This window comes from Cellulomonas sp. P4_A2 (assembly GCF_056402515.1).
Genome location: NZ_JBFUHG010000011.1, coordinates 1 through 23,990 on the forward strand (window position 1 = coordinate 1; position 23,990 = coordinate 23,990).

Sequence of the window (23,990 nt, forward strand, 5' to 3'; positions counted from 1 at the left end):
GCCCAGGCCGCCGCCGACGCCGCCGCGCAGGCTGCCGCCGACGCCGCCGCCGCACAGCGCGCCGCGTGGAAGCAGTCCCTGCAGGGCTACGCGAACGGCAAGATCCCCGACTCGGCGCTCTGCGGCGTCAGCTTCGACGCGTCCGTGCGCCTGCGCTGCGACGCCGCCGAGCAGCTCGACGTGCTGAACACCGCGTACAAGGCGGTCTTCGGCGTCGACATGGTCGTCTCGGACTCGTACCGCTCCTACGCCGGCCAGGTCGCCTGCGTGCGCACCAAGGGCTACCTCTGCGCCACTCCCGGCACCTCGAACCACGGCAACGGCATCGCGGTCGACTTCGGCGGCGGGATCGAGACGTTCGGCACCAAGCAGCACGCCTGGATGGACGCCAACGCGGGGGACCTGCAGTGGGTCCACCCGAGCTGGGCCGACATCCGCGGCACCAAGCCTGAGGCGTGGCACTGGGAGTACTCGGGCTGACCGGTCCTACGATCGGGCCATGAGCTCCTCGCAGGGACGCACCTGGCCCCTGGTCGGGCGCGCCGCGGAGCTCGACGACCTCGACGACCTCCTGGCCACCACGGCCGGCGGTCAGGGAGTGACCGTCCTGCTCGAGGGTGAGGCCGGCGTCGGGAAGTCCAGCCTCGTCGACGCCCTGCGCGGGTCCGCCCGGCTGCTCGACGTCCAGCTCAGCACGGCGCGCGCGTCGAGCATGCGCCCCTGGCCGTACGCGCTGCTGTCCGACGCCCTGCTGCAGAGCTCGTCGCGCACCCCGCTCGAGGTCGAGCTCGCGGGCCTTCTGGACACGCTGTACGCGGCGCCGACCGTGCCCGCCGACGAGATCGTGCGCGCCGGCGCGATGTTCGCCGACCTCATGCGCACGCGAGGGGCGTCGCGTCCCTGGGCCCTGGTCCTCGAGGACGTGCACGAGTCCGACGCGGCGTCGCTCGAGGTCCTGCACGAGCTCGCGCACGAGGGGGCGCTGAACCACGCGCTCGTCATCCTGACCATGCGGCCGGTGCCGTACCGGGCCGAGCTCGCCGCCGTCGTCGCCGCCTGGACCCGGGCCGGTGCGCGGCACCTCGAGCTGCGGCCCCTGAGCGGCCGCGCCACCGTCGAGCTGGCCGAGCACCTCGTCGGCGGGTCCGTCGGACCGTCCCTGCGCGGCACGCTGGCCACCACCGGAGGCAACCCGAGGTTCGTCGCGGACGTCGTCCGGACCGCCCGCTCGGCGGGCGCGCTGGTCACGGTGGACGGCACGCACGACACCTCCGGCGTGGACTGGCTGGTCCCGCTGGACGAGGTGGTCCGACGACGTCTGGAGTACCTGGGCAACGACGTCCTGCTCCTGCTCGGCCAGGCGTCCGTGCTGGGGACGTCGTTCGTCATGACCGACCTCGCCCTGCTCGCCCAGGAGCCCGTCGCGGACTGCTGGCGGACCCTGCGGCACGGCCTCGCGGCCGGTGTCGTGCGCGCCCGCGGCGACCGGCTCGTCTTCGGCCACGACCTGGTGCGCGCCGCCTTGTACAACGGGCTGGACCCCGACGACCGGCGCGCCCTGCACGCCCGGGCGGCGGTCGCGCTGCAGGAGGCGGGCGCGCCGGCGCAGATCGTCTCAGCACATCTCGAGCGCGCGCGCTGACCCGGAGATCCTCTTAGCGTGTGAGTGTTCGGCCCACCCACCGAAGGAGAACCATGGCTACCCGTACGTCTCGCACCGCCTGGAACGGCACGCTGCAGGAGGGCGCCGGGCAGGTCGAGCTGACCAGCTCCGGCGCCGGCACGTTCGACGTCTCGTTCCCGCGCCGCACGGCCGACACCGCCGACGGCACGACGAGCCCTGAGGAGCTGATCGCCGCCGCGCACTCGGCCTGCTACTCGATGGCGCTCGCCGGCGAGATCGCCGGCGCCGGCGGCACCCCCGTCGCGCACCAGGTCACCGCCGACGTGACCCTCTCGCCCGACCCCGCGGGCGGCCTGCGCATCAGCGCGATCCACCTGACCGTCCGCGCCGAGGTCACCGGCCTGGACGCCGACGGCTTCCAGGCCGCCGCGGAGGCCGCCAAGAAGGGCTGCCCCGTCAGCAAGGCCCTCACCGGCACCACGATCACCCTGGACGCCGCGCTCGACTGAGGGCGGCGGCCCGCTCTTCTCCGCTGCGTCCGAGCAGATGCGGGTCCTGGCCCGCTTCTGCTCGGACGTTGACACTTCTCTCGCGCTGCGTCCGAGCAGATGTCGGCCCTGAGCCGCTTCTGCTCGGACGTTGCGTGTCGTCGGGTTGGTCACGTCGCGTGGATACCTGTGCCGGGGATCACGCCTCCGGTGCGAGACTGCGCGGGTGGTGGCCGTGACCGAGACCGTGACCGTCGACAGCGCGCAGGTCGTGGCGGAGCTGCGCGCTGCGATGCGTGGGGTCGTCGACGACTCCACCCGCCGCCGCGCCGAGTACTCGACGGACGCGTCCAACTACCGCGTCGTGCCGGAGGTGGTGGCGTTCCCGCAGGACACCGACGACGTCGAGGCGGCGCTGCAGGTGTCACGGGACCTCGGTGTCCCGCTGACGGCACGCGGCGGAGGCACGAGCGTGGCGGGCAACGCGGTCGGCACGGGGATCGTGCTCGACTTCTCGCGGCACGTGAACCGGATCCTGTCGATCGACCCGGACGCGCAGACCGCCCGCGTCGAGCCCGGCGTGGTCATGGCCACGCTGCAGAAGGCCGCCGCACCGCACGGGCTGCGGTTCGGGCCGGACCCGAGCACGCAGGCCCGCGCGACCCTCGGCGGGATGATCGGCAACAACGCCTGCGGCCCGCGCGCCGTGGCCTACGGCCGCACCGCCGACAACGTCCTCGCGCTCGACATGGTCGACGGGACCGGCCGGCGCCTCGAGGCCGGCGCGGGCGCGGGTGCCCTCGACGTGGTCCCGGGTCTCGACGAGCTGGTCCGCTCGCACCTCGAGGTCATCCGGACCGAGCTGGGTCGCTTCGGCCGGCAGGTCTCCGGGTACTCGCTCGAGCACCTGCTGCCCGAGAAGGGCACCGACCTGGCCAAGGCCCTGGTCGGCACCGAGGGGACGGTCGGCACGCTGCTCGGCGCCACCGTCCGGCTGGTCCCGATCGCCGCCGCCCCGGTGCTCGTCGTGCTCGGCTACCCCGACATGCCCGCGGCCGCCGACGCCGTGCCCGCGCTGCTCGCGCACGCGCCGCTCGCCATCGAGGGCATGGACTCGCGCCTGGTGGACGTGGTCCGACGGGTGCGCGGCGCCGCCGCGGTCCCGACCCTGCCGCCGGGCGGCGGGTGGCTGATGGTCGAGGTCGGCGGAGCGAACCTCGACGAGGCGATGGAGCGGGCGCACGCCCTCGCGGCCGACGCCGGCACCACCGCGGTCGGCCTGTTCCCGCCCGGCCCCGACGCGGCGCGCATGTGGCGCATCCGCGAGGACGGCGCCGGCCTCGGAGGCCGGACGCCCTCGGGCGAGCAGGCGTGGCCCGGGTTCGAGGACTCGGCCGTGCCGCCCGCGCAGCTCGGCGCCTACCTGCGCGAGCTCGAGGCGCTCATGGCGTCGCACCGCGTCGACGGCCTGGCGTACGGGCACTTCGGGGACGGCTGCGTGCACCTGCGGCTGGACATCCCGCTCGAGCGGTCGGGCAACCCCCTGCGCGCATTCATGGAGGACGCCGCGGCCCTCGTGGCCTCGCACGGGGGCTCGCTGTCCGGGGAGCACGGCGACGGGCGCGCCCGCTCCGAGCTGCTCTCGGTCATGTACACGCCGAAGGCCATCGGCCTCTTCGGCGCGTTCAAGGACCTCTTCGACCCGCGCGACCTGCTCAACCCCGGCGTGCTCGTCCGGCCCCGGCCGTTGGACGCCGACCTGCGCCGGCCCTGGGCCCGTCCGCTGCTCGCCGACGGCCACGGGTTCTCGTTCGCGCACGACGCCGGCGACCTGACCACGGCCCTGCACCGCTGCGTCGGCGTGGGCAAGTGCCGCGCCGACAGCACCGCGACCGGCGGCTTCATGTGCCCCTCGTACCTCGCGACGAAGGACGAGAAGGACTCGACCCGCGGACGCGCCCGCGTCCTGCAGGAGATGGCCAACGGCACCCTCGTCTCCGGCGGCTGGTCGTCTCCCGAGGTGCACGAGTCCCTCGACCTCTGCCTGAGCTGCAAGGCGTGCTCGTCCGACTGCCCCGCAGGCGTCGACATGGCTCAGTACAAGTCGGAGGTCCTGCACCGTACATATCGCGGCAAGCTGCGTCCGGCGTCGCACTACGCCCTCGGCTGGCTGCCGAGGTGGGCGCGGTTGGTCACCGGGATCCCCGGCGTCGCGGCGCTGACGAACACCGTGCTCCGCATCCGCCCGCTCGCCAAGGTGGTGCTCGCCGGCGGCGGCATGGACACGCGCCGCCAGATGATCACCTTCGCGCGCACCCCGTTCCGCGCCTGGGCCCGCGGCGAGGGTCGCGACGAGGTCACGCTGGCGACCGGCCGCGACAACAACACCGCGGACGTCCGAGCAGGCGGCCGCTCCAGCGACCTCTCGCTCGAACCCAGCGGGGCGGGTCGGCGGCCGAAGGTCGTGCTCTGGACCGACACGTTCTCCGACAACCTCTCGCCGAGCGTCGCCCACGCCGCGGTCGCGGTGCTGCGGGACGCCGGGTACGAGGTGGTCGTGCCGGAGGAGAACGCGTGCTGCGGGCTCACGTGGATCAGCACCGGCCAGCTCGACGGGGCGCGCCGGCAGCTGAACCACCTGCTCGGCGTGCTCGGGCCGTTCGCGGTCAACGGCATCCCGATCGTCGGCCTGGAGCCGTCGTGCACCGCGGTGCTGCGCTCGGACCTGCGCGACCTGTTCCCCGACGACCCCCGCGCGGTCGCGGTCGCCCGCGAGACCCGCACGCTCGCCGAGCTGCTGACCGCTCCCGCGCCGATCGGCCCCGGCGACCGCTGGCAGGTGCCGGACCTGTCGGACGTCACCGCGGTCGTCCAGCCGCACTGCCACCACCACTCGGTGATGACGTGGAACCCCGACCGCGCGCTGCTCACCGAGGCGGGCGCCCAGTTCTCGGCGCTCGCCGGCTGCTGCGGGCTCGCCGGGAACTTCGGCATGGAGAAGGGCCACTACGACGTCTCGGTGGCGGTCGCGGAGAACTCCCTGCTGCCCGCGCTGCGCGACGCAGCGCCCGGCGACGTCTACCTCGCTGACGGCTTCTCGTGCCGCACGCAGGCCGACCAGCTCGCGGGCGTCGAGGGCCTCCACCTGGCCGAGCTGCTCGCCGCGCACCTGCCGTCGCGCGAACCGACCGCCTGACTACGTCCGCTTCAGCTCCGTGAGTCCTCGGCCCGGGTGCCAGGAGCGGACGACCAGGTAGGTCGCGGTCTCGTCGACCCGGGTGTGCACCACCTCCGTGACGTCGAGCGCGAAGGACGACGACCCCGGCGGCTCCTTCTCCGACGGCGGGATGGGCACCAGCCGACCCGCGAGCTTGGCCTCACCCACCCATGCCGACGGGTCCTTGGGCGGCTCCAGCGTGGGGGAGTGGATGGCGACGCGCGGGTCGCGCAGGACGTCGTGGAGCTTGCGGCTGTCCGGCATCATCCCGAGCGTGACCTCGTCGTCGATCTCGAGCTCGGTGCCGGAGATCCGCGGGGACCCGTCGGCCCGCAGCGTGGCCATGGTCTTGTTGGTGCCGGAACGGAACAGCGCCTCGACCTCGTCGGCGAACTCCGGCTCCTGCGCCCGGATGTCGGCCCATCGCGTCATGCCACCAGTTCTACCCGCAGCGACCGACACGGGTCACGGGGCCGGCGTGTAGTCGCTGATCAGGTAGCACTCCTCGTCGTCGACGCCCTGAGGGACGGGGTCGAACACGACCTTGGTGAGCATCCCGGTGTCGGGGTCGTACGACGCCTCGGCGGGGTCGTCCGAGGCGGCCCGGGCGGTCAGGGTCTCGATCGTGGGAAAGGTCTCCAGCGGAAGGCTGGCCGCCTCGCGGATGCCGACGGTGTCGAGCCCCTCCACGGCCGCCACCGCGCCCTCGTCGACCGTCAGGGAGAAGGTGCCGTACATCGCGCGCTCGCCGCACGACGACGCGAGCGTGTAGCTGTAGCTCGGGGCCAGCGTGGGCGCTGCCGGGGCTGTGACGGTCGGGGACGGGTCCGCGCTGCAGGCGGCCAGCGTCGACGCGCCGACGAGTGTGGCGACGGCGAGCAGGCGGGCGGATCGGCTCACGGGACTCCCGGGTCGGTGACGTGGCCTCGACGGTAGCGGCGCGGGACGGGTTGGACACCTGCCGCCCGGGGGACCAGGGTGGACGCATGCTCGTTGCCTTCTCCGTCGCCCCGCTCGGTGCGGGCGAGTCCGTGACCGCCGCCGTCGCCGATGCCGTGCGCATCGTGCGCGAGTCGGGTCTGCCCAACCAGACCGACTCGATGTTCACCACCCTCGAGGGTGAGTGGGACGAGGTGATGGACGTGGTCAAGCGGGCCACCGAAGCCGTCGGACGGCACGGCCACCGGGTCAGCCTCGTGCTCAAGGCGGACATCCGCCCGGGTCACACGGGCGAGCTCACGGGCAAGGTCGCACGCGTCGAGGCGGCCCTCGCACAGGACTGAGGGCACCCCCCCGACGAACCTCGTCGGCACCCGTCCACGGACCGTCGTGGACCGCCCTCCGAACGCCGTGCCGGGCCTCCGTCGGCGGATCGTCGAGGACGTCGCCGGTGTGCGATGCGCCACGATCGGGGGGCCGACATCCACGCAACCGGGTGATCGCGCCCAACTGTTACCGACCGGTTCGCCCGAGCGGCTGACGAGCCCAGTCCGCTGTGGGACAGTGTGGTCGCACGCGTGGGCCGAAGGGCTCCGCGGGTGGCAAAGACGACGGTGCCGCGGGCCGCGGCGTGCCCCAGGAAGGCCGGGACAGATGCCCATCTTCGAGCTCGACGAGGGCCGACCGCGCCTAGTCCAGCCGATGCAGCCCCTGGCCGGTTCTTTCGCGCAGGAGGCCGCCGCACTCCTCACGCACCACCTCGCCGCGATCGCCGGCGAACCGCTGTTCGCGGTCCGCTCGAAGACCGCGTCGCCGGACCACGCGGACCTGCCGACGCTGCTGGCGCTCGACGCCACGGGACGCTCGGTCGTGATCGACGTGGGGCAGGTTCTCGACGACGACGCGATCATCTCGGCCCTGCGGCACGCGGGTGCGGCGTCGCGGATGACGACCACCGACCTGGCCCGCGCCTACCACCCGGACCCGTCGCGGTTCGCGATCGACTTCGCCGCGTTCCGCGAGCAGGCCGCGTTCGGCGCGCAGACCACGCGTCGCGAGGGCGTCCGGCTGATCCTGCTCTGCTCCGAGGTCGCCGCCGAGGCGGGCCACACCCTGTCGTTCCTGCGCGGCCCGGGTCGACACGTGGACGTGCTGCAGGTCGGCGTCGTGCGCGGCGAGGACGAACGCCGGCTGCTCGACGTCTCGCCGCTGGCCACGCATGAGGGCGCCCGCCGGTCCGTCGAGCCGACCGCGCTGCGTCTCGTGCGGGCCAGCGAGGGCTTCGCCGGCCCCACGACGACGTTCGAGCCGCCGCGCAAGCCGTCGTCGGGCGAGCTGCGCGCGGTCACCCCGCCCGCGCCCGCACCGTCCGGGATCACGGAGCCGACGCCCATCGTGCGGCGCCCGGCCCCGGCGGAGGAGGCGGCGACCGGTGACGAGGCGGCCCCCGCGCGGACGCCTGCGCCCGTCGGTAAGTACGAGCCGGAGCGGTTCGAACCGGCCGCCCCGACCCCCGTCTCGCACGCGACGCACGAGGCCCCCACCACCCTGACGCCCGTCGTCGGCCTGCGCGCTGCGCAGGACCAGACGCCGCCCCGCGACCACGCGCCGGCGCACCACCTGGCGACCCCCGACGACTCGTCGAACGACATCGACGGCCCGCGCCCGTTCGTCCCGGCGCCCAGCACCACGCACGCCGAGGCGCCCAGCAACGACCAGGTGTCGGCCCCAAAGGAGAGCGACGACGAGGCCGCGGAACCCGCCGAGCCGACCGAGGACTCGACCCCCGAGGTCGAGACCGTCTGGGCCGAGCTCGCGCGGGCGGCGCACCCGACCCAGCCGCTACGTCCGTCGCGCCCGGTCACGCGCCAGGCGCCCCTGCCGGTCGAGCACTACGGCGGCCCCGAGCGGACTCTCGGCGACGGCATCCCGCTCGCCCTGCCCGAGCTGGCGACGCTGGCCAAGAGCCGTCGCGCCGTCACCACGCTGGTCTGGGTGCGCGCGCGGCGCGGGCAGCGGATCGTCGCGATGCTGCGCTCCGACGGCCTGATCGAGCTGCCGACCGGCGAGGTGTACGCCGACCCGGACACCGCCGCCTCGGTGTCGGTCGCGTCGGAGAACCCGGTCGACGGCTGGCGCGCCTGGCGCCTGGGCGAGGGCGGCCCGACGCTGGCCGAGGCGACGGGCGTCATCCGCCCCTGACGTCGCGCTCGTCGTCGACGACCCGGCGGTCGGTGACGTCGGCCGAGCCCCGGGGGCCTATCCCCAGCCGTAGGCGACGACCCAGCGGTCGATCTCGGCGTAGAAGCGGTCGCGTACCGGCCGCGGCGACAGGGACAGATCGTGCAGGCCGTCCTTCACGCGGATCACCGTCACGTGCGAGCCGAGCTGCACGGCCCGGCGGGCCAGCAGCTCCACGTCGAGCACGACGTCGGCGGCGCGCATGTCCTCGGTCCACCGCGGGCTGATGATCGTGCGGCTCGAGCAGAGCATGACGATCGGGACGTCGATCGACAGGCCGCGGGCGATGCGCGCGTGCCCGATCGTGATGGCCCGCAGCCAGCCGGCCCGCACGGGGTAGGACGGGGTCGGGCGCCAGGTGGCGTTGTACGTCCACTCGCCGCCGGACGCGACGTCGAGGGTGCGCGCGTAGTAGCCCGGGTCGATGTTCGGCAGCGGGGCCTTGGGCTGGAACCGGGCGAGGCGCGCGACGGCCGGGCCGGACAGGTGCCGCAGCACCGACGACCCCTGCAGCTCGAGCCAGGGGCTGTTCAGCACGAGCCCGCTGACCGCTCCCGGGTGCCGCTGCGCCCACAGGGACGCGATCAGGCCGCCGGTCGAGTGGCCCATGATCATGAGCCGCGCGTGCACCCCGAGCTCGGCGCGGATGACGTCGAGCGACGCCTCCAGCTCCTCGTCGTACGCGTCGAGGTCGTCGATGTAGCCGGGCGTCTGGTGCGGGCGCAGGCTCCGGCCGTACTTGCGCAGGTCGAGGGCGTAGAACGCGGCCCCGCGCGCGTGACAGTACTCCGCGAGGCCCGTCTGGAAGAAGTAGTCCGACCAGCCGTGCACGTAGAGGATCACGCGCGACGGCCGCAGCGGCTCGGTGGTCGGCGGCGCGTACCTGACCAGCGTCGCCACCACCTCGCCCTCGTCGTCGGGGCGCAGCGGCAGCGTGCGGGCCACGTAGTCGTCGCCGAGGATGTCCGGTTCCCAGCCGGTCACGCGGCGATCTCCAGCACGACCTTGCCGGTCTGGGCGCCTTGCCAGAGGCGGGCGAGCGCGTCCCGGGCATCCGTCAGCGCGAACGTCGAGTCGACGAGCGGCCGCACCCCCGTCCGGTCCAGGAACGCGATCAGGTCGGCCAGGTCCTCGCGCGACCCCATCGTCGTGCCGGCCACGGTGATCTCCTGGAAGAAGATCCGCGTCAGCTCGGCCGGGCTCGCGTCACCGCTCGTCGCGCCCGCGACCACGATGATCCCGCCGGGCTTCACCGACCGCACCGAGTGCGACCAGGTCGCCTTGCCGACGGACTCCAGCACCACGTCCACCCGCGGCACGCGCGTCCCGGGCTCCACCGCCGCGGCGGCTCCGAGGGACAGGGCGCGGGCCCGTCGTGCCTCGTCGCGACCCGTCACGATGATCTCGATGCCCGCCGCCGCCCCGAGCAGGATCGCCGCGGTGGCCAGCCCGCCGCCGGCCCCCTGCACGAGCACGCGCTGCCCGTGGGTGGCGCCGCCCGTCACGAAGAGCATGCGGTAGGCGGTCAGCCAGGCGGTCGGCAGGCACGCGGCCTCGACGAACGACAGGGACGCGGGCTTGTCGACGAGGTTCTGCGTGGGCACCGCGACCTGCTCGGCCAGCGTGCCGTCGTACTTCTCGGACAGCAGCGAGCGTGGTTCGTCGCCGGGCAGCCCGCCGATGACGCCGTGGACCACGACCTCCCGCCCGTCCGCGGTGATCCCGGCCGCGTCGGTGCCGAGGATCATGGGCAGCTGCTCCGCTCGGAGGCCGACGCCCCGCAACGACCAGAGATCGTGGTGGTTGAGGGACGCCGCTCGCACGTCGACGACGGTCCACCCCTCCCGAGGCTCCGGGGCGGGTCGTTCGCCCACCGCCAGCCCGTTCAGCGGCTCGTCCGGGTCGAAGCTGGCGGCGTAGGCGGCGATCACGGCCCCAACGTAATCCTTCCCGCGGCGCGCGCGACCTGTGATCCTGTGCCCATGACCAGCGGCTCTGTGAAGATCGGGCGCGTCGTCGCCGAGATGGACAAGGTGCGGTCCGGGCTCCCGCACGCCGACGGGCTCGGGGTGTTCCTCGACGTCTACCGACGCGTCACGGCGCTCGTCGCGCTGCGCGTCGTGGACGGCACGTTCCACGACCCGGCGTTCACCGAGGACCTCGACGTGCGGTTCGCCGACATCTTCCTGGACGTCCCGCAGGACCTGGCCGCCAAGCGGGCGGTGTCGAAGGCGTGGAAGCCGTTGATCGAGCGGCGCGCGGTGCCGGGCATCCTGCCGATCCAGTACGCGCTCGCCGGCATGAACGCCCACATCAACCACGACCTGGCGCTCGCGGTCGTCGCGACGTGCGAGGCCCGCGGCGTCGAGCCCGACGACGGGTCCATCCGCGACGACTTCGAGAAGGTCAATGCGGTCCTCGCCGAGGTGGTCCGCCCGATCCGGGACTCGTTCCTCGACGAGGCGGTCGTCAAGCACGGCGCCGGCGTCGCGCCGCTGGCCGACCTGATGAGCAACTTCTCGATCGACAAGGCCCGCGACGCCGCGTGGATCTCCGCCCTGACGCTCTGGCACCTGCGCGACATCGCGTTCCTCGAGCGTGCCTTCCGCGACACCCTCGCCCGCAGCGTGGGCATGGTCGGCCGCCAGCTGCTCGTCGTCGTCGACCTCTAGACGCTCTGGACGCTCTGGACGCTCTAGAGCAGGGGCAGCATCCGGCCCAGGTCCGGGACCGCGTCGCTGGTGTAGCGCGGGTGCAGGGCGATCGCGAGCTCGTCGACGTCGTACGGCTGACGGCCCGCGGCGAGGCGGACCCAGCGGCGGGCATCGCTGACCTCGAGGTCCCAGCCGCCGCGAGCGACGACGATCCGCAGCAGCGCGTCGGCGACGAGCCGAAGCGCTCCGGGCTCGACTGGGTCGACGCCGCGGGGGACGGAGCGGGCCAGGTCGTCGGCGTGCACGACGAGCTCCAGCACCCGCGAGACCGTCATCGTGCTCAGCAGCACCGGGCCGCGCCGGGCCTGCACGACACGGTCCTCCGGGCCCAGCTCGTCGAGCCGGTCGAACGCCGCCTGCGCGCGCTGGTCGACACCGCCCAGCGGGTCGCCGGCGATCTCGACCGCGAGCTCTCGCGTGACCTGCGCGATCCCCTCCTTGCGCTCGGCGTACGTCCCCACGTACTCGCCGAGCGTCAGCGGGACCGTGCCGTCGGGCAGCGGGACGCAGACGGCGAGGGCCTCCATCGCGCGGCCGAGGTGCGCGACGAGCTCCGCGACCGTCCAGCCGTCCAGCACCGACGGCTCGTCGGCGACCTGGTCGTCCACGACGTCGCCCACCCACCGCCGCAGGCGGATCCACTGGTCGTGCAGGGCGGCGGTTGCGTCGGCGAGCTCACCGGAGGGGGACATGGCGCCATCCTTGCGGTCGCGCGCCCGACCCGTCGACCTCGATACGCGCGACGGATCCAGCCGCACCTGGGACTGGTGGGGCTGGTGAGGCGCCGGAGACGTCCAGGGAGTGCACTCGTGTCCCAGGTGCGGCTAGGTCCGCACGGGTGCGGGTCGACCGAGCGCCACGTGGGACGCGCGGGACGCGTGGGACGGGTGGGGCCGGTGAGGTGCCCCAGGCGTCCCGGGCGATCACCTGCGTCCCAGGTGGCGCTAGGTTCGCGCGGGACGAGCGGCTGGGGCCAGACGAGAACGGCACCAGCCCCTCGTCCGGCTGGGGGCCAGACGAGGACGGAGCCCGCCGCCCTCGTCGCGACGCCTCAGCGCCTCGCCGACTCCAGGAACTCGTTGACCAGCGAGCCGACCAGCTGCTCCTCGATGAGGAAGCCGTCGTGGCCGTAGTCGGAGTGCACGGTGCGCAGGACCGCCCCGGGGATGCCGTCGGCGATCCGCTGCGACTGCGCGGGCGGGAAGAGCCGGTCGCTGTCGACGGCGATCACCAGGGAGCGGGCGGTGATCGCGGAGAGCGCCGCGGCGACTCCGCCGCGGTCGCGGCCCAGGTCGTGGGTGATCATCGTGCGCGTGAGGATCATGTAGGTGTTCGCGTCGAAGCGCCGCGCGAGCTTGTCGCCGTGGTGGTCCAGGTAGGACTGCACCGCGAACCGGCCGCCCTCCAGGGGGTCCTCGGCGCCCTGCGGGATGCGCCCGAACCGCTGGTCCAGCTCGACGGCGGACCGGTACGTCTGGTGGGCGATCTGCCGGGCCAGGCCGAGGCCGACGTGCGGGCCCTCGCCGTCGGCGGCGTCGTAGTAGTCACCGGCGCGGTAGGCGGGGTCGGCGCGGATGGCGGCGATCTGCGTGTGGAACCCGGCGATCTGGTCGCCGGAGGTCTGCGCCGCCGTGGCGATCGCGGCGATGGCGTCGACCCGCTCGGGCGCGCTCGCGGCCCACTCCAGGACGCGCAGGCCGCCGAGCGAGGCACCGATCACCAGGGCCCACGAGTCGATGCCGAGCAGGTCGGCGAGGCGGATCTCGGCGGCGACCTGGTCGCGGACGGTCAGCAGCGGGAAGCGACCGCCCCACGGGCGGCCGTCGGGCGCGAGCGAGGCGGGGCCGGTCGAGCCCTGGCAGCCACCGAGGACGTTGGGCGCGACGACGAACCACCGGTCGGTGTCGATGGGGGCGCCGGGCCCGATCATCGACTGCCACCAGCCGGCCGTCGGGTGCCCGTCGCCGGCGGGGCCCGTGACGTGCGAGTCGCCGGTCAGCGCGTGCAGGACGAGGACCGCGTTGCTGCCGTCCTCGTTCAGCTCGCCCCACGTCTCGTAGGCCAGCCGCACCGCAGGCAGCCGGCCGCCCGACTCCAGCGCGAACGGGCCGAGGTCGGCGAACTGTCGACGACCCACGGGGTCCCCGTCGCGCCATGCGCTGCTCGCCCGGATGGCGGGCTTGTCCGACGGCGACGGCCGGGAGGCCAGCGTGGACGGGCGCGCGCGGGGCGTGGTGAAGAGCGGGCGCGCGGCCGAGCCGCCCGAGTCGGTCGTGATCTCGGGCGGCGTCGGCTGCGTACCAGAACTCATGAAGGAATCAGGCTCCCTTGGCGGCGCGGAAGCCCGCGTCCAGGTCAGCAAGGATGTCATCGATGTGCTCGATCCCCACAGCCAGGCGGACCAGGCCGGGGGTGACGCCGGACAGCGCCTGCTCCTCGGGGGTCAGCTGGCTGTGCGTGGTCGAGGCCGGGTGGATGACCAGCGAGCGCACGTCACCGATGTTGGCGACGTTCGAGTGCAGCTCCAGGGCCGACACGAACGCCTGACCGGCCTCGGTGCCGCCCTCGATCTCGAACGCGAGGACCGCGCCCGCGCCACGGGGTGCGTACTTGAGCTGCGCGGCGTGCCACGGGCTCGACTCCAGGCCGGCGTAGTGCACCGTGCCGACGTCCTCGCGGGCCTCGAGCCAGGCGGCGACCTTCTCGGCGTTCTCGACGTGGCGCTCGACGCGCAGGGACAGCGTCTCGACGCCCTGCGCGATGAGGAACGCGTTGAACGGCGAGATCGCCGAGCCGAGGTCGCGCAGCAGCTGCACGCGCGCCTTGAGGATGAAGGAGAGGTTGATCCCGAACAGGCCGCCGACGCCCAGGTCCCGCCCGAAGACGAGGCCGTTGTAGGACGGGTCGGGCGTGTTGTAGTTGGGGAACCGCTCGGGGTACTGCGCGTAGTCGAACGAGCCGCCGTCGACGATCACGCCGCCGATCGCCGAGCCGTGACCGCCCAGGTACTTCGTCGCGGAGTGCACGACCACGTCGGCGCCCCACTTGAGCGGGTTGATCAGGTAGGGCGTCGCGACGGTGTTGTCGACGACCAGCGGCACGCCGTACTCGTGCGCGACGCCGGCGACGAGCTCGATGTCGAGGATGTCGGACTTCGGGTTCGGGATGGTCTCCGCGAAGAACAGCTTGGTGTTCGGGCGGATCGCGTCCTTCCACGCCTGCGCGTCGTGCGGGTCGGTGACGAACGTCGTCTCGATGCCGAGCTTGGGCAGCGTGTAGTGCAGGAGGTTGTACGTGCCGCCGTACAGCGACGGGCTGGCGACGATGTGGTCACCGGCCTCGGCGATGTTGAGGATCGCGAACGTCTCGGCGGCCTGGCCGGAGGAGACGAGCAGCGCGCCGACGCCGCCCTCGAGGGACGCGATGCGGTCCTCGACGACCTGCTGCGTCGGGTTGCCGATGCGCGTGTAGATGGGGCCGAGGTCCTGCAGCGCGAACCGCGCGGCCGCGACCTTCGCGTCGGGGAAGACGAACGACGTCGTCTGGTAGATCGGCAGCGCCCGGGCACCGGTGGCCGGGTCCGGCGTCTGGCCGGCGTGGATCTGACGGGTCTCGAAGTTCCAGCTCTCGTTGCTCACGGTCTGTGCTCCTGGGTCTGGGTGGGTCTGGTGGATCCGCAGGAGGGCAGCCGACATCCGTCCCGCGAAGGTTGGGGGAGGGCGCACGGGTCGAGCCATGGCTCGGGCGGGTCTCAGGGCCGTCCGTGTGAGGACGACAACCTGCCCGCGGGCACAGCCGAGCGTGCGCTGGTCAGCGACACATTCGGCGGGACATGACGCGACTGTAGGCCGGTACGTCCGCGGGGCGGAACCGAAGTCTCATTCTTCGAGACGCATTCACCCGGCTGTGCGAGACGTCGCCGGATCGTCGACCGGGCGCCCCCCGCCGTTCGTCCTGCGGACCCGCACAGGCCGCTCACAGGTGCGAGTCGTGCGGTCCACTTCATCGGACGCGCCGAGGACTCGGTGCCGCGACGAAAGGACGGGATGCGGACGGTGGCGCCCGTGTTCCAGCTCTACCGCTTCTCCGACGACGACGTCGTCTGGTGGCGACTGGTGAGCCCGAACGGTCGTGGGCTCGCCCGCGCGAGCGTCCCCGGGCCCGACGCGGACACCGTCCGGGCCGAGCTCGCCGGCCTGGCGACCCGGCTGCCGGGCCTCGAGGCGATCATCAGGTTGACCCCCGAGTACCGCTGGCGGTGGTCGCTGCGCGAGGACGGCCTCGACGTCGCACAGGGCATCGGCGACCAGGACCGCCGGGTGCGGTGCGTGCACGCCGCCCGCACCTTCACCGAGCTCGTGCCGGGGGCACGCGTCGACCCGGTCGTCGCGACCTACCGACGCGCCGGGCAGAACCCGGTCCTGCTGCGCAGCGCCGACGGGCGCCGGGGTGACGCGACCCTGTGAGCCCGTCGGGGCTGGTCGCCGGCCGGTTCCGCGTGCTGGGCCTGCTGGGCAGCGGCGGCACGGCGGTGGTCTACCGCGCGCACGACGTGCTCGCCGACGAGGTCGTCGCGCTCAAGGTGTCACACCCGCACGCGGACCCGGCGCGCCTGCACGACGAGGCGCGGGCCACGCGCGGCGTCGACCACCCGAACGTGGTGCGCGCGCTGGCCGAGGGGGACCTGGAGGACGGTCGGGCGTGGGTCGCGCTCGGTCTCGTCGACGGTTCGAGCCTGGCCGACCGGGTGGACCGGGACGGGCCGCTCGACCCGGCGGAGGCGATCGCGCTGGCGGACGGCCTGCTGGACGCGCTCGCGGCCGTGCACGCGGCCGGGCTGGTGCACCGGGACGTGTCGCCGCTCAACGTGCACGTGCTGCCCGGGGCGTTCGCCGCCGACCGTGTGCGGCTGCTCGATCTCGGCCTGGCCGGACCGACCGGGACCGCCGCGGCGATCGAGGGCGCCGGCGCGCTGGGCAACCCGGGGTACGTCTCCCCGGAGCAGTCGCGGGGCGCGCCCGTCGACGCGCGCGGCGACGTGTACCAGGCGGGCGCGACGCTCTACCTCGCGCTCACCGGCCGCCCACCGTTCGGCGACGGGACCGCGCAGCACCTGGTCGACGCCCACCGCGCGGCTCCGCCGCCGGTCCCGTCGGCGGCCCGCCCCGGACTGCCGGCGGCGCTCGACCGGCTCGTCGTCACGGCCATGCTCAAGGAGCCCGCGCAGCGCTATCCCTCGGCCGCCGCCATGCGTGCGGCCGCGCACGCCGCCGCCGGCGCCACGGCGCCCGGACCGGGCACGCGGCTGCTGCCCGTGGTGACGCGCGCCGACGAGATCCACCGCTCGCAGCTGCTCGTCGCGGCGCGCGTGCCCGACGAGGTCGTACCGCCGGCGCCCGCGCAGGGGCCGGTGCGGTCGAACCGCGGCGTCGCACCCGTAGTGCTCGTGATGCTCGTGGTGCTCGCCGCCGTCGTCGGGGTCTCGTGGTGGGCGCGGGCCGCGGCCGACCCGGTGGCGGACCCGCCGACGCCGATCGCCACCACGGCGACGACGGCACCGTCGCCGACCCCCACCCGCTCTCGGTCGGTCGGCGCCCGCCCCCGCCCGAGCCCGACCCCGACGATCACGGTGGTGACCGTGCCGGTGGTCACCGGGATGAGCACCGCGGAGGCGGTCGCGGCGATCGAGGCGCTGGGCCTGCGCGCCGGTGCGGTTGCGCTGACGCGCGCGGCCACGGCCGGCGACACGGTGCTGGGCTCGACCCCTGCCGCGGGTGCCTCGGTGCCGGCCGGGTCGGCCGTCGACCTCGTCGCCGCCTCGGGCAGCACGCTCGTGCCCCTCGTCGTCGGCCTCTCCGTCGACGACGCCGAGGCGGTCCTGCGCGCCGCGGGCCTGGTGCCCGAGCGCAGCGGCGACGGCGTGCACGGCGTCCTGGCCTCGTCGCCGCCCGCGACCGTGGAGCTGCCGGTGGGCTCGACCGTGACTCTCGAGCTGGGCACCCCGCAGCCTCAGGTGCCGGACCCGACGCCCACCGCGACCGAGGCGTCGACCCCGTGACGCGGCCCCGTCGTCCCGCGGGGGCACGGCGTACGTCGCCGCGTCGGTCGTCGTTCATCCGCGGTCCGGACCATCGCGTCCGACGATGCCGAGCCCCCGCCCGCGCCGTCCGACGCCCGGCCCCCGTCGGTGTGCCCCGAACAAGGACGGAGACGAGATGACGCTGCTCGACGAGCGCCCGGCCGCGATCCCGCCGACGCCCGAGCCGAGCACGCCTGTCCGCCGCTCGCTGGTCTCGAGGCCGTCCGGGTCCGACACCGCGTTCCGACGGCTCGCCTACGCCGCGGGCTTCGCGACGGTCGGCATCATGCTCGCCGTCGGCCTGTTCCTCACGCTGCGGGCGAGCGAGGCCCTGCGCGCGTCCGGCCTGAGCTTCCTCACCGAGCGCGAGTGGATGCCGGAGGTCCAGAAATTCGGCGTCGCGGCCGTGCTGTTCGGCACCGTGACCATCGCCGTCGTCGCGCTGATCGTCGCCTTCCCGCTCGCGCTGGGCACGGCCCTGCTGCTCTCGGAAGTGGTGGTCGGACGCGTCCGTGCCGGCCTGGTCGCGCTCGTCGACCTGATGGCCGCGGTGCCGAGCATCATCTTCGGGCTGTGGGGTGTCTACTTCCTGCAGGGCTCCGTGATCCCGGTGTCCCGGTGGATCTCGAGGAACTTCGACTTCGTGCCGTTCCTGCGGGTCACGGACGACGACGGCAGGGCGATGTCCGACGCCAGCTTCTTCACGTCGTCGGCGTTCATCGCGGGGATCGTCGTCGGGCTCATGGTGGTGCCGACGACGACCTCGATCATGCGCGAGGCCTTCTCGCAGGCGCCGGTAGGGGAGCGCGAGGGGGCGTACGCGCTCGGGTCGACCCGCTGGGGGGTCATCCGCACGGTCGTCCTGCCGTTCGGGCGGGGCGGTGTCGTCGGCGGCACGATGCTCGGTCTGGGGCGCGCGCTGGGAGAGACGATCGCCGTCTACATGATCATCTCGCCGGTGTTCGTCATCAACTGGCAGGCGCTGAAGTCCGGCACCAACTCCGTCTCGGCGCTGATCGCCTTGCGCTACGGGGAGGCGAGCGAGTTCGGCCTCTCTGCACTCATGGCCGCGGGCCTCGTGCTGTTCGTCCTGACCCTGATCATCAACTTCACCGCTTCCTCGATCGTCGCCCGGTCGCGGTCCGGCGCGCAGAGCCAGTGAGCACCGTGGCCACCGAGACGCAGACCCGCACCGAGACCCCGGTCGCCACGGGGCCCGTCGGCCCGCGCCGGACCGTGCGGACTGCCACGCGCGCGGAGAAGTTCGACCTGCTCGGCGCCGCCGCCTCCGCCGTCGCCCTGGCCACGTTGCTCTTCGGCTGGATCACCCCGCTGCAGTCGGCGATCGGCTGGAGCGTCGTGGCCCTGCTCGCGTTCGTCGGCGTGTACGCGCTGCTCGTGTCCCTGCGCGGCGACCGGCAGGAGGTCAAGGACCGCGTCGTCACGGTGCTGCTGGGGACCGCGGGCGTCATCCTGTTCAGCAGCCTCGCGTTCATCATCATCTACACCGTCAGCCGAGGGCTGCCCGCGCTGCGGCACCTGAACTTCTTCACGCGCACGATGGAGAAGGCAGGCCCGCTCGACCCGCTGACGGTCGGCGGGATCCGGCACGCGATCGTCGGCACCATGATCCAGCTCGGCATCGCCCTCGTCGTGTCGATCCCGCTGGGCGTCGCGACCGCCGTGTTCCTCAACGAGGTGGGCGGCCCGTTCGCGCGGTTCGTGCGCACCGTGACCGACGCGATGACCGCGCTGCCCTCGATCGTCGCCGGGCTGTTCGTCTACGCGTCCGTGATCCAGCTGGTCACCCACGAGCGCTCGGGCTTCGCTGCCGCGATCGCGATCACCGTGATGATGCTGCCCATCATCATCCGGTCGTCCGACGTGGTGCTGCGGCTCGTGCCCAACCCCCTGCGCGAGGCGTCCTACGCCATGGGCACCACGCGGTGGCGCACCGTCTGGCACGTCGTGCTCCCCACCGCCCGGTCCGGCCTAGCGACCGCCGTGATCCTCGGCACCGCGCGCGGCATCGGCGAGACGAGTCCCGTGCTGCTGACGTCCGGTGTCACCGCCGTGCAGAACGCCAACCCGTTCCACGGGCCGATGATCTCGCTGCCGCTCCAGGTCTTCGACTTCGTCCGGTCGCCGGAGCCCGCCATGGTCGCCCGCGGGTTCGGCGCCGCGGCCGTGCTGATGATGCTCGTGCTCGGCCTGTTCGGCATCGCACGCGTCATCGGCGGGCGCGGTCCAGGGCAGCTCAGCGACCGCCAGCGTCGACGTGCCGGCGAGCGGTCGGCGCGGGACGCCGCCCGGATCGAGGCCAGCCACCACCCGCAGTTCACCGAGCAGGAGACCCCCCGATGAGCCGTCGCCTGTCCCTCGCCCTGGCCGCACTGCTGGCCCTGCTCGTCGTCGTGCTGCCGACGAGTGCCGCGTTCGCCGACGGCTACGTGCCGATCACCGGGACCGGGTCGACGTGGTCGCAGAACGCCCTCGACCAGTGGCGCCGCAACGTCGCCGCCAACTACGGCATGACCGTCAACTACTCCGGCGTCGGCTCGACGCAGGGTCGTCGAGACTTCATCTCCGGCTCCGTCGACTTCGCGATCAGCGAGATCCCGTTCCAGGCCGCGCCCGAGGACGGCTCGGCGCCCGAGAGACCGACCGTCGGCTACGCGTACATGCCGATCGTCGCCGGCGGTACGTCGTTCATGTACAACCTAAAGATCGGCGGCAAGCAGGTGACCAACCTGCGGCTCTCGGGGGACACGATCACCAAGATCTTCACCGGCGCGATCACGACCTGGAACGACCCGGCGATCGCGGCCGACAACCCGGGGCTGGCCATGCCCGCCCGCCCGATCGTGCCCGTGATCCGCTCCGACGGCTCGGGGACCACGGCCCAGTTCACGCTCTGGATGTCCAAGCAGTTCCCGGACGTGTGGCAGTCGTTCTGCGCCAAGATCGGTCGGTCCTCGACCTGCGGCTTCACCTCGCAGTACCCGATCTTCGGCGGCGCCAAGGCGCAGCGAGGCTCGGACGGCGTCTCCGGCTACGTGGCCCAGAACTACGGCGAGGGGGCCATCACCTACGTCGAGTACTCCTACGCGAAGAAGTCCGGCTTCCCCGTCGTCAAGGTGCTCAATAAGGCCGGCTACTACATCGAGCCGACCGCGCAGGCCGTCGCCGTGGGACTGCTCTCCGCGAAGATCAACAACGACCCGGCCTCGCCGGACTACCTGACGCAGATCCTCGACGGCGTCTACAACAACCCGGACCCCCGCACGTACCCGCTGTCGAGCTACTCGTACCTCATCGTCCCCACGCAGGTGGCGGGGATCTTCACGGAGAGCAAAGGGCAGACGCTGGGCACGTTCGCGTCGTACATGATCTGCGAGGGCCAGCAGCAGGCGGACAGCCTCGGCTACTCGCCGCTGCCCATGAACCTCGTCCAAGCGGCCGCGGAGCAGATCAAGCGGATCCCCGGCGCGGACCCGAACGGCCCCGACCTCGCCACCTGCAACAACCCGACATTCAAGGCGGGCGACAACCCGGCGAACAACCAGTTGGCGGCCACCGCTCCGCAGCCGGCGGCCTGTGACAAGAAGGGCGGGGCGACGCAGTGCACCACCGGGACCGGCGGTGCGCAGGCGCCGACCGCGGTCACGGCGGGTGGCGGCGGTGCCGCTGCGGTGGGTGCGACCGGGGGAGGAGGCACCGGGGGCGGCGCGGCGCCGGTCGATCCGGCGGCCGCGGCCGCAGACCCGGCACTCGCCGAGGGCGGGTACGACGAGCTGGGTCTGCTCGCCGACGGCTCGGGGTCGTCCGGCGGCGCCTCGGCGACCGCAACGGCCTTCGCCATGCCGGCGAGCACGAGCCCGACCCTCGTGATCGTGGCGGCCGTGCTGCTCCTGCTCGCGGCCGTCACGCTGCCGCCCGTGCTCTCCCGCCGGCTGCGCAAGGCGTCGACGGACTCCTGACCTGCGGCGCGACGGCTTCTGGCGCCAGCCGGACGGACGTCGGCAAGGTGCGCTCCTGACGTCGTTCCCGCACCGTTCACCGCCGCTCCACCAGCGCCGCCCAAGGTTCGTAACGAGCGCGAAACGCGCCGTTCGAACGAGCACGGGAGCACTGTGAGCAGCGCCGCACGAACCGTCCAGGAACTCTGGGGATCGACCGTCGTCCGGTCGACGGTCGTCGGGCTCGGCGTCTTCGCCGCACTGCTCAGCACCGGGCTGCTCGTCCCGGCGCAGGCACGGGCCGCAGACTCCTCCGCCGTCACCGTCACGGCGGCGCAGCAGGACCCCGACGTCGCGGACGCGCCGTTCCCCGACCTCTCGGTGACCGTCGCGCAGACCGAGGACCTCACGAGCCAGGGCGTCCGCCTGACGTACTCCGGCGGCAGGCGCTCCGACCCGCCCGGCGGGACCGCAGGCAGCAATTTCCTCCAGGTCATGCAGTGCTGGGGCGACCTCCTCGACGCGAGCGGCGCGCCAGTGCTCGACGCGGCCGGCCAGCGGCAGCCCGACCGGACGACCTGCCAGTACGGCGCCACCGCAAACGTCGGCCAGACCCGCACGTCGACGAAGTCCAACGACCTCGAGTTCGTCTCGCCGCTCGACCAGCCGTACCTGCACCCCGGCACCGGGTTCGCCGACCAGGCGGAGGTGTCGATCCCGTTCCGGTCGGTCACGGGCAAGACGATCGCCCGCGTCGTGGACGGTCAGATCGTGCCCGGCGTCGACCCGAACGAGAACGAGTTCTTCACGCGCCTCACGACGAACGAGGTGCCTTGGGCTCCCTTCGACGCGAGCGGCAGGGGCACGACGACCTTCGAGGTCCAGACGAACATGCAGGCGCCCGGCCTCGGCTGCGGCAACCCGCAGACACTCGCGGGCGGCGCGGTCGTCGGACAGCCGTGCTGGCTCGTCGTGCTGCCCCGCGGCGACCACGACTGGGGCGAGGAGCACGTGACCAAGTCCGGCCTCCTCGCCGAGACGTGGACCCACCGGCTCGCGGTCCGGCTGAGCTTCAAGCCGCTCGGGGTGCGGTGCGCGCTGGGTGTGGCCGAGCGGTCGCTGGCGGGCAGCGAGCTCATGACGACCGCGGTCGCCTCGTGGCAGCCGAAGCTGTGCGCGGGGACGTCGGGGTCCACGTTCAACCTGCTCGTCGGGAACGAGGCGGACCAGGCCCTGCAGTCGAACGGCACTGCCCCGGCGCCGCTCGCGCTGACCACGCGCGCGCTGTCCGAGCCGGACGTGACCGACGCGCTCACCTACGCACCCGTCGGTTTGACCGGACTGACCGTGGCCTTCGCCGTCGACCACCGCGCGAGCCCCCGGGACGGCGTCCCCGACGAGGTGAAGGGGCGCGACGGTCAGCCGTTCACCCAGCTTCGGCTGACGCCGCGGCTCGTCGCGAAGCTGCTGACGGCCTCCTACAAGCGTGCCCTGCCGTACGGCGGCCAGGCGGCGGACTACCTCGACGGCAACCCGCAGACGATCGCGGACGACCCCGACTTCCTGGCGGTCAACGACCACGAGTGGGCCGACCAGCTCATGTTCGCGCCCTCCATCGCCGACGCGTTGGTGCCCCTGGGCCGGTCCGACGCGGCGTGGGCGGTCTGGCGGTACGTCCTCTCGGACCCCGACGCGGTCGCGTTCCTCGCGGGGCACCCGGACCCCTGGGGCATGGTCGTGAATCCGTACAGCGCGACGGACGCGACGATCAACCCGACCGGCGCCCCGGCCACCTACCCGACGGACAGCTTCCCCAAGGCGGACCCCTACGAGTTCAACAAGAACGACCAGGAGCCGCTCAGCGTCGTCAACCTCGTGACCTGGCGGCCGTTCGCGCCGGACCTCGACACCGCGGGCTACTGGGTGCTGCGCGGCGACGGACGCGGGCTCGGCGACTGGGACGTACTGGCCAGCCCGCCCAAGTGGGCGACCGCCCCTCGTGACCCGCAGGGCAGCCAGGCGGTGCTCGGCCTGACCGATACCGCGGCCGCCGCCAAGTACCAGGTGTTCACGGCGGCGCTGCGCAACCCGGCGGGCGAGTTCGTCGTCCCGACGACCGAGTCCATGGCCGCCGCAGCCGCGGTCATGACGCCCGACCCGACGCAGGCGCAGGTCCGCTCGCTCGACCTCACCTCGCCCGTCGTGCAGCGCGCCGCGGACGCCTATCCGCTGACGGTCCCGGTGTACGCGGCGACGAACGCGGCCGGAGGCGACACCGCGAGCCGGGCGGCGTACGCGGCGTTCATCCGGTACGCGGCGGGCGACGGCCAGACCGTCGGCACCGAACCGGGCCAGCTGCCCGCCGGCTACGCCCCGCTGCCGCCGGCGTGGCGCCAGGCCGCACTGGCGGCCGCGGCCACGATCCAGGCCGGACCGCCCGCGGCCCCGGCTCCCGGCGCGACGACGTCCGACCCGACGTCCGCCGGATCCGGCACCACCTACGACGACGCGGGTGCGCCTCTCGACGCCTCCGCCAACGCCACGGCGCCGGTGCCGTCCGCGCCCGACGCCACCGGCGACGCGGCCGGCGCGCTCACCGGCGCGCCCACCTCCGACGACCCCTCCGCGGGCTCGCTCGCCTCGACCGTGCCCGTCAGCGCGGTCGGTGGGCTGCTCGCGGCCGGGTGCGTCCCCCTTGTCGCTCGGCGTCGCCGAGTGCTCTGACCACC

General features: G+C 73.6%; 20 protein-coding genes. 13 read left to right on the plus strand and 7 right to left on the minus strand.

Annotation, left to right across the window (positions count from 1 at the left end; genetic code table 11):
- From AC1DUE_RS12000 to AC1DUE_RS12015, 4 genes are all read left to right on the plus strand, one after another.
- Positions 1–480 (plus strand): M15 family metallopeptidase (locus AC1DUE_RS12000; protein ID WP_477039655.1); only part of this gene is annotated, 480 nt, incomplete at its 5' end.
- 19 nt (positions 481–499) lie between these two features.
- Positions 500–1,642, plus strand: a complete 1,143-nt coding sequence (locus AC1DUE_RS12005; RefSeq protein ID WP_477039656.1) for an AAA family ATPase — start codon at positions 500–502, stop codon at positions 1,640–1,642.
- 53 nt (positions 1,643–1,695) lie between these two features.
- The gene (locus tag AC1DUE_RS12010; RefSeq protein WP_477039657.1) at positions 1,696–2,133 is read left to right on the plus strand and encodes an OsmC family peroxiredoxin; all 438 of its coding nucleotides are present in this window, start codon (positions 1,696–1,698) and stop codon (positions 2,131–2,133) included.
- A gap of 271 nt (positions 2,134–2,404) precedes the next feature.
- Positions 2,405–5,308 carry an FAD-binding and (Fe-S)-binding domain-containing protein gene (locus tag AC1DUE_RS12015; RefSeq protein WP_477039790.1) on the plus strand — a complete coding sequence of 968 codons (2,904 nt, stop codon included), beginning with the start codon at positions 2,405–2,407 and terminating at the stop codon, positions 5,306–5,308.
- Here the strand turns inward: AC1DUE_RS12015 and AC1DUE_RS12020 are convergent, their stop codons facing one another.
- Positions 5,309–5,761 carry a pyridoxamine 5'-phosphate oxidase family protein gene (locus AC1DUE_RS12020; protein WP_477039658.1) on the minus strand — a complete coding sequence of 151 codons (453 nt, stop codon included), beginning with the start codon at positions 5,759–5,761 and terminating at the stop codon, positions 5,309–5,311. It abuts the gene before it with no gap.
- A gap of 33 nt (positions 5,762–5,794) precedes the next feature.
- Positions 5,795–6,229 carry a DUF6174 domain-containing protein gene (locus AC1DUE_RS12025; RefSeq protein ID WP_477039659.1) on the minus strand — a complete coding sequence of 145 codons (435 nt, stop codon included), beginning with the start codon at positions 6,227–6,229 and terminating at the stop codon, positions 5,795–5,797.
- An 86-nt stretch (positions 6,230–6,315) separates the two neighbouring features.
- Here AC1DUE_RS12025 and AC1DUE_RS12030 point away from each other — a divergent pair, with 86 nt between their 5' ends.
- Positions 6,316–6,612 (plus strand): MTH1187 family thiamine-binding protein, encoded by a 297-nt coding sequence (locus tag AC1DUE_RS12030; RefSeq protein ID WP_477039660.1) that lies wholly within the window; start codon positions 6,316–6,318, stop codon positions 6,610–6,612.
- Positions 6,613–6,922: 310 nt separating this feature from the next.
- A complete protein-coding gene (locus tag AC1DUE_RS12035) occupies positions 6,923–8,470 on the plus strand; it encodes a restriction system modified-DNA reader domain-containing protein (protein WP_477039661.1) in 1,548 nt (515 codons plus the stop codon).
- A gap of 57 nt (positions 8,471–8,527) precedes the next feature.
- Here the strand turns inward: AC1DUE_RS12035 and AC1DUE_RS12040 are convergent, their stop codons facing one another.
- Both AC1DUE_RS12040 and AC1DUE_RS12045 read right to left on the minus strand, forming a co-directional pair.
- Entirely contained in the window at positions 8,528–9,493 is a 966-nt protein-coding gene (locus AC1DUE_RS12040) for an alpha/beta hydrolase (protein ID WP_477039662.1), read from the minus strand.
- Complete coding sequence (locus AC1DUE_RS12045) at positions 9,490–10,440, minus strand: zinc-binding dehydrogenase (RefSeq protein WP_477039663.1); 951 nt, start codon at positions 10,438–10,440, stop codon at positions 9,490–9,492. Before AC1DUE_RS12045 ends, AC1DUE_RS12040 begins: the two co-directional genes overlap by 4 nt.
- Positions 10,441–10,491: 51 nt before the next feature.
- On the opposite strand from AC1DUE_RS12045, the gene AC1DUE_RS12050 reads away from it, so the two are divergent.
- Positions 10,492–11,181 (plus strand): DUF5995 family protein, encoded by a 690-nt coding sequence (locus tag AC1DUE_RS12050; protein ID WP_477039664.1) that lies wholly within the window; start codon positions 10,492–10,494, stop codon positions 11,179–11,181.
- A gap of 23 nt (positions 11,182–11,204) precedes the next feature.
- Here AC1DUE_RS12050 and AC1DUE_RS12055 read toward each other — a convergent pair whose 3' ends face one another.
- From AC1DUE_RS12055 to AC1DUE_RS12065, 3 genes are all read right to left on the minus strand, one after another.
- The gene (locus tag AC1DUE_RS12055) at positions 11,205–11,915 is read right to left on the minus strand and encodes a maleylpyruvate isomerase N-terminal domain-containing protein (protein ID WP_477039665.1); all 711 of its coding nucleotides are present in this window, start codon (positions 11,913–11,915) and stop codon (positions 11,205–11,207) included.
- Positions 11,916–12,274: 359 nt separating this feature from the next.
- Entirely contained in the window at positions 12,275–13,534 is a 1,260-nt protein-coding gene (metX, locus tag AC1DUE_RS12060) for a homoserine O-acetyltransferase MetX (RefSeq protein ID WP_477039666.1), read from the minus strand.
- A gap of 7 nt (positions 13,535–13,541) precedes the next feature.
- Positions 13,542–14,861 (minus strand): bifunctional o-acetylhomoserine/o-acetylserine sulfhydrylase, encoded by a 1,320-nt coding sequence (locus AC1DUE_RS12065; protein ID WP_477039667.1) that lies wholly within the window; start codon positions 14,859–14,861, stop codon positions 13,542–13,544.
- A 426-nt stretch (positions 14,862–15,287) separates the two neighbouring features.
- Between AC1DUE_RS12065 and AC1DUE_RS12070 the strand changes: the two genes are divergently transcribed.
- From AC1DUE_RS12070 to AC1DUE_RS12095, 6 genes are all read left to right on the plus strand, one after another.
- A complete protein-coding gene (locus tag AC1DUE_RS12070) occupies positions 15,288–15,689 on the plus strand; it encodes a hypothetical protein (protein ID WP_477039668.1) in 402 nt (133 codons plus the stop codon).
- Positions 15,686–17,281 carry a serine/threonine-protein kinase gene (locus AC1DUE_RS12075; protein WP_477039669.1) on the plus strand — a complete coding sequence of 532 codons (1,596 nt, stop codon included), beginning with the start codon at positions 15,686–15,688 and terminating at the stop codon, positions 17,279–17,281. The genes AC1DUE_RS12070 and AC1DUE_RS12075 overlap by 4 nt, the downstream gene beginning before the upstream one ends.
- A gap of 157 nt (positions 17,282–17,438) precedes the next feature.
- Positions 17,439–18,464, plus strand: coding sequence for a phosphate ABC transporter permease subunit PstC (gene pstC / locus AC1DUE_RS12080; protein ID WP_477039670.1), 1,026 nt, complete (start codon positions 17,439–17,441; stop codon positions 18,462–18,464).
- A complete protein-coding gene (gene pstA / locus AC1DUE_RS12085; protein WP_477039671.1) occupies positions 18,461–19,666 on the plus strand; it encodes a phosphate ABC transporter permease PstA in 1,206 nt (401 codons plus the stop codon). Before pstC ends, pstA begins: the two co-directional genes overlap by 4 nt.
- Positions 19,663–21,282: a phosphate ABC transporter substrate-binding protein PstS gene (gene pstS, locus AC1DUE_RS12090; RefSeq protein WP_477039672.1), complete on the plus strand. Its 1,620-nt coding sequence runs from the start codon at positions 19,663–19,665 to the stop codon at positions 21,280–21,282. Before pstA ends, pstS begins: the two co-directional genes overlap by 4 nt.
- 153 nt (positions 21,283–21,435) lie before the next feature.
- Complete coding sequence (locus AC1DUE_RS12095) at positions 21,436–23,985, plus strand: hypothetical protein (RefSeq protein WP_477039673.1); 2,550 nt, start codon at positions 21,436–21,438, stop codon at positions 23,983–23,985.
- Positions 23,986–23,990 lie beyond the last annotated feature (5 nt).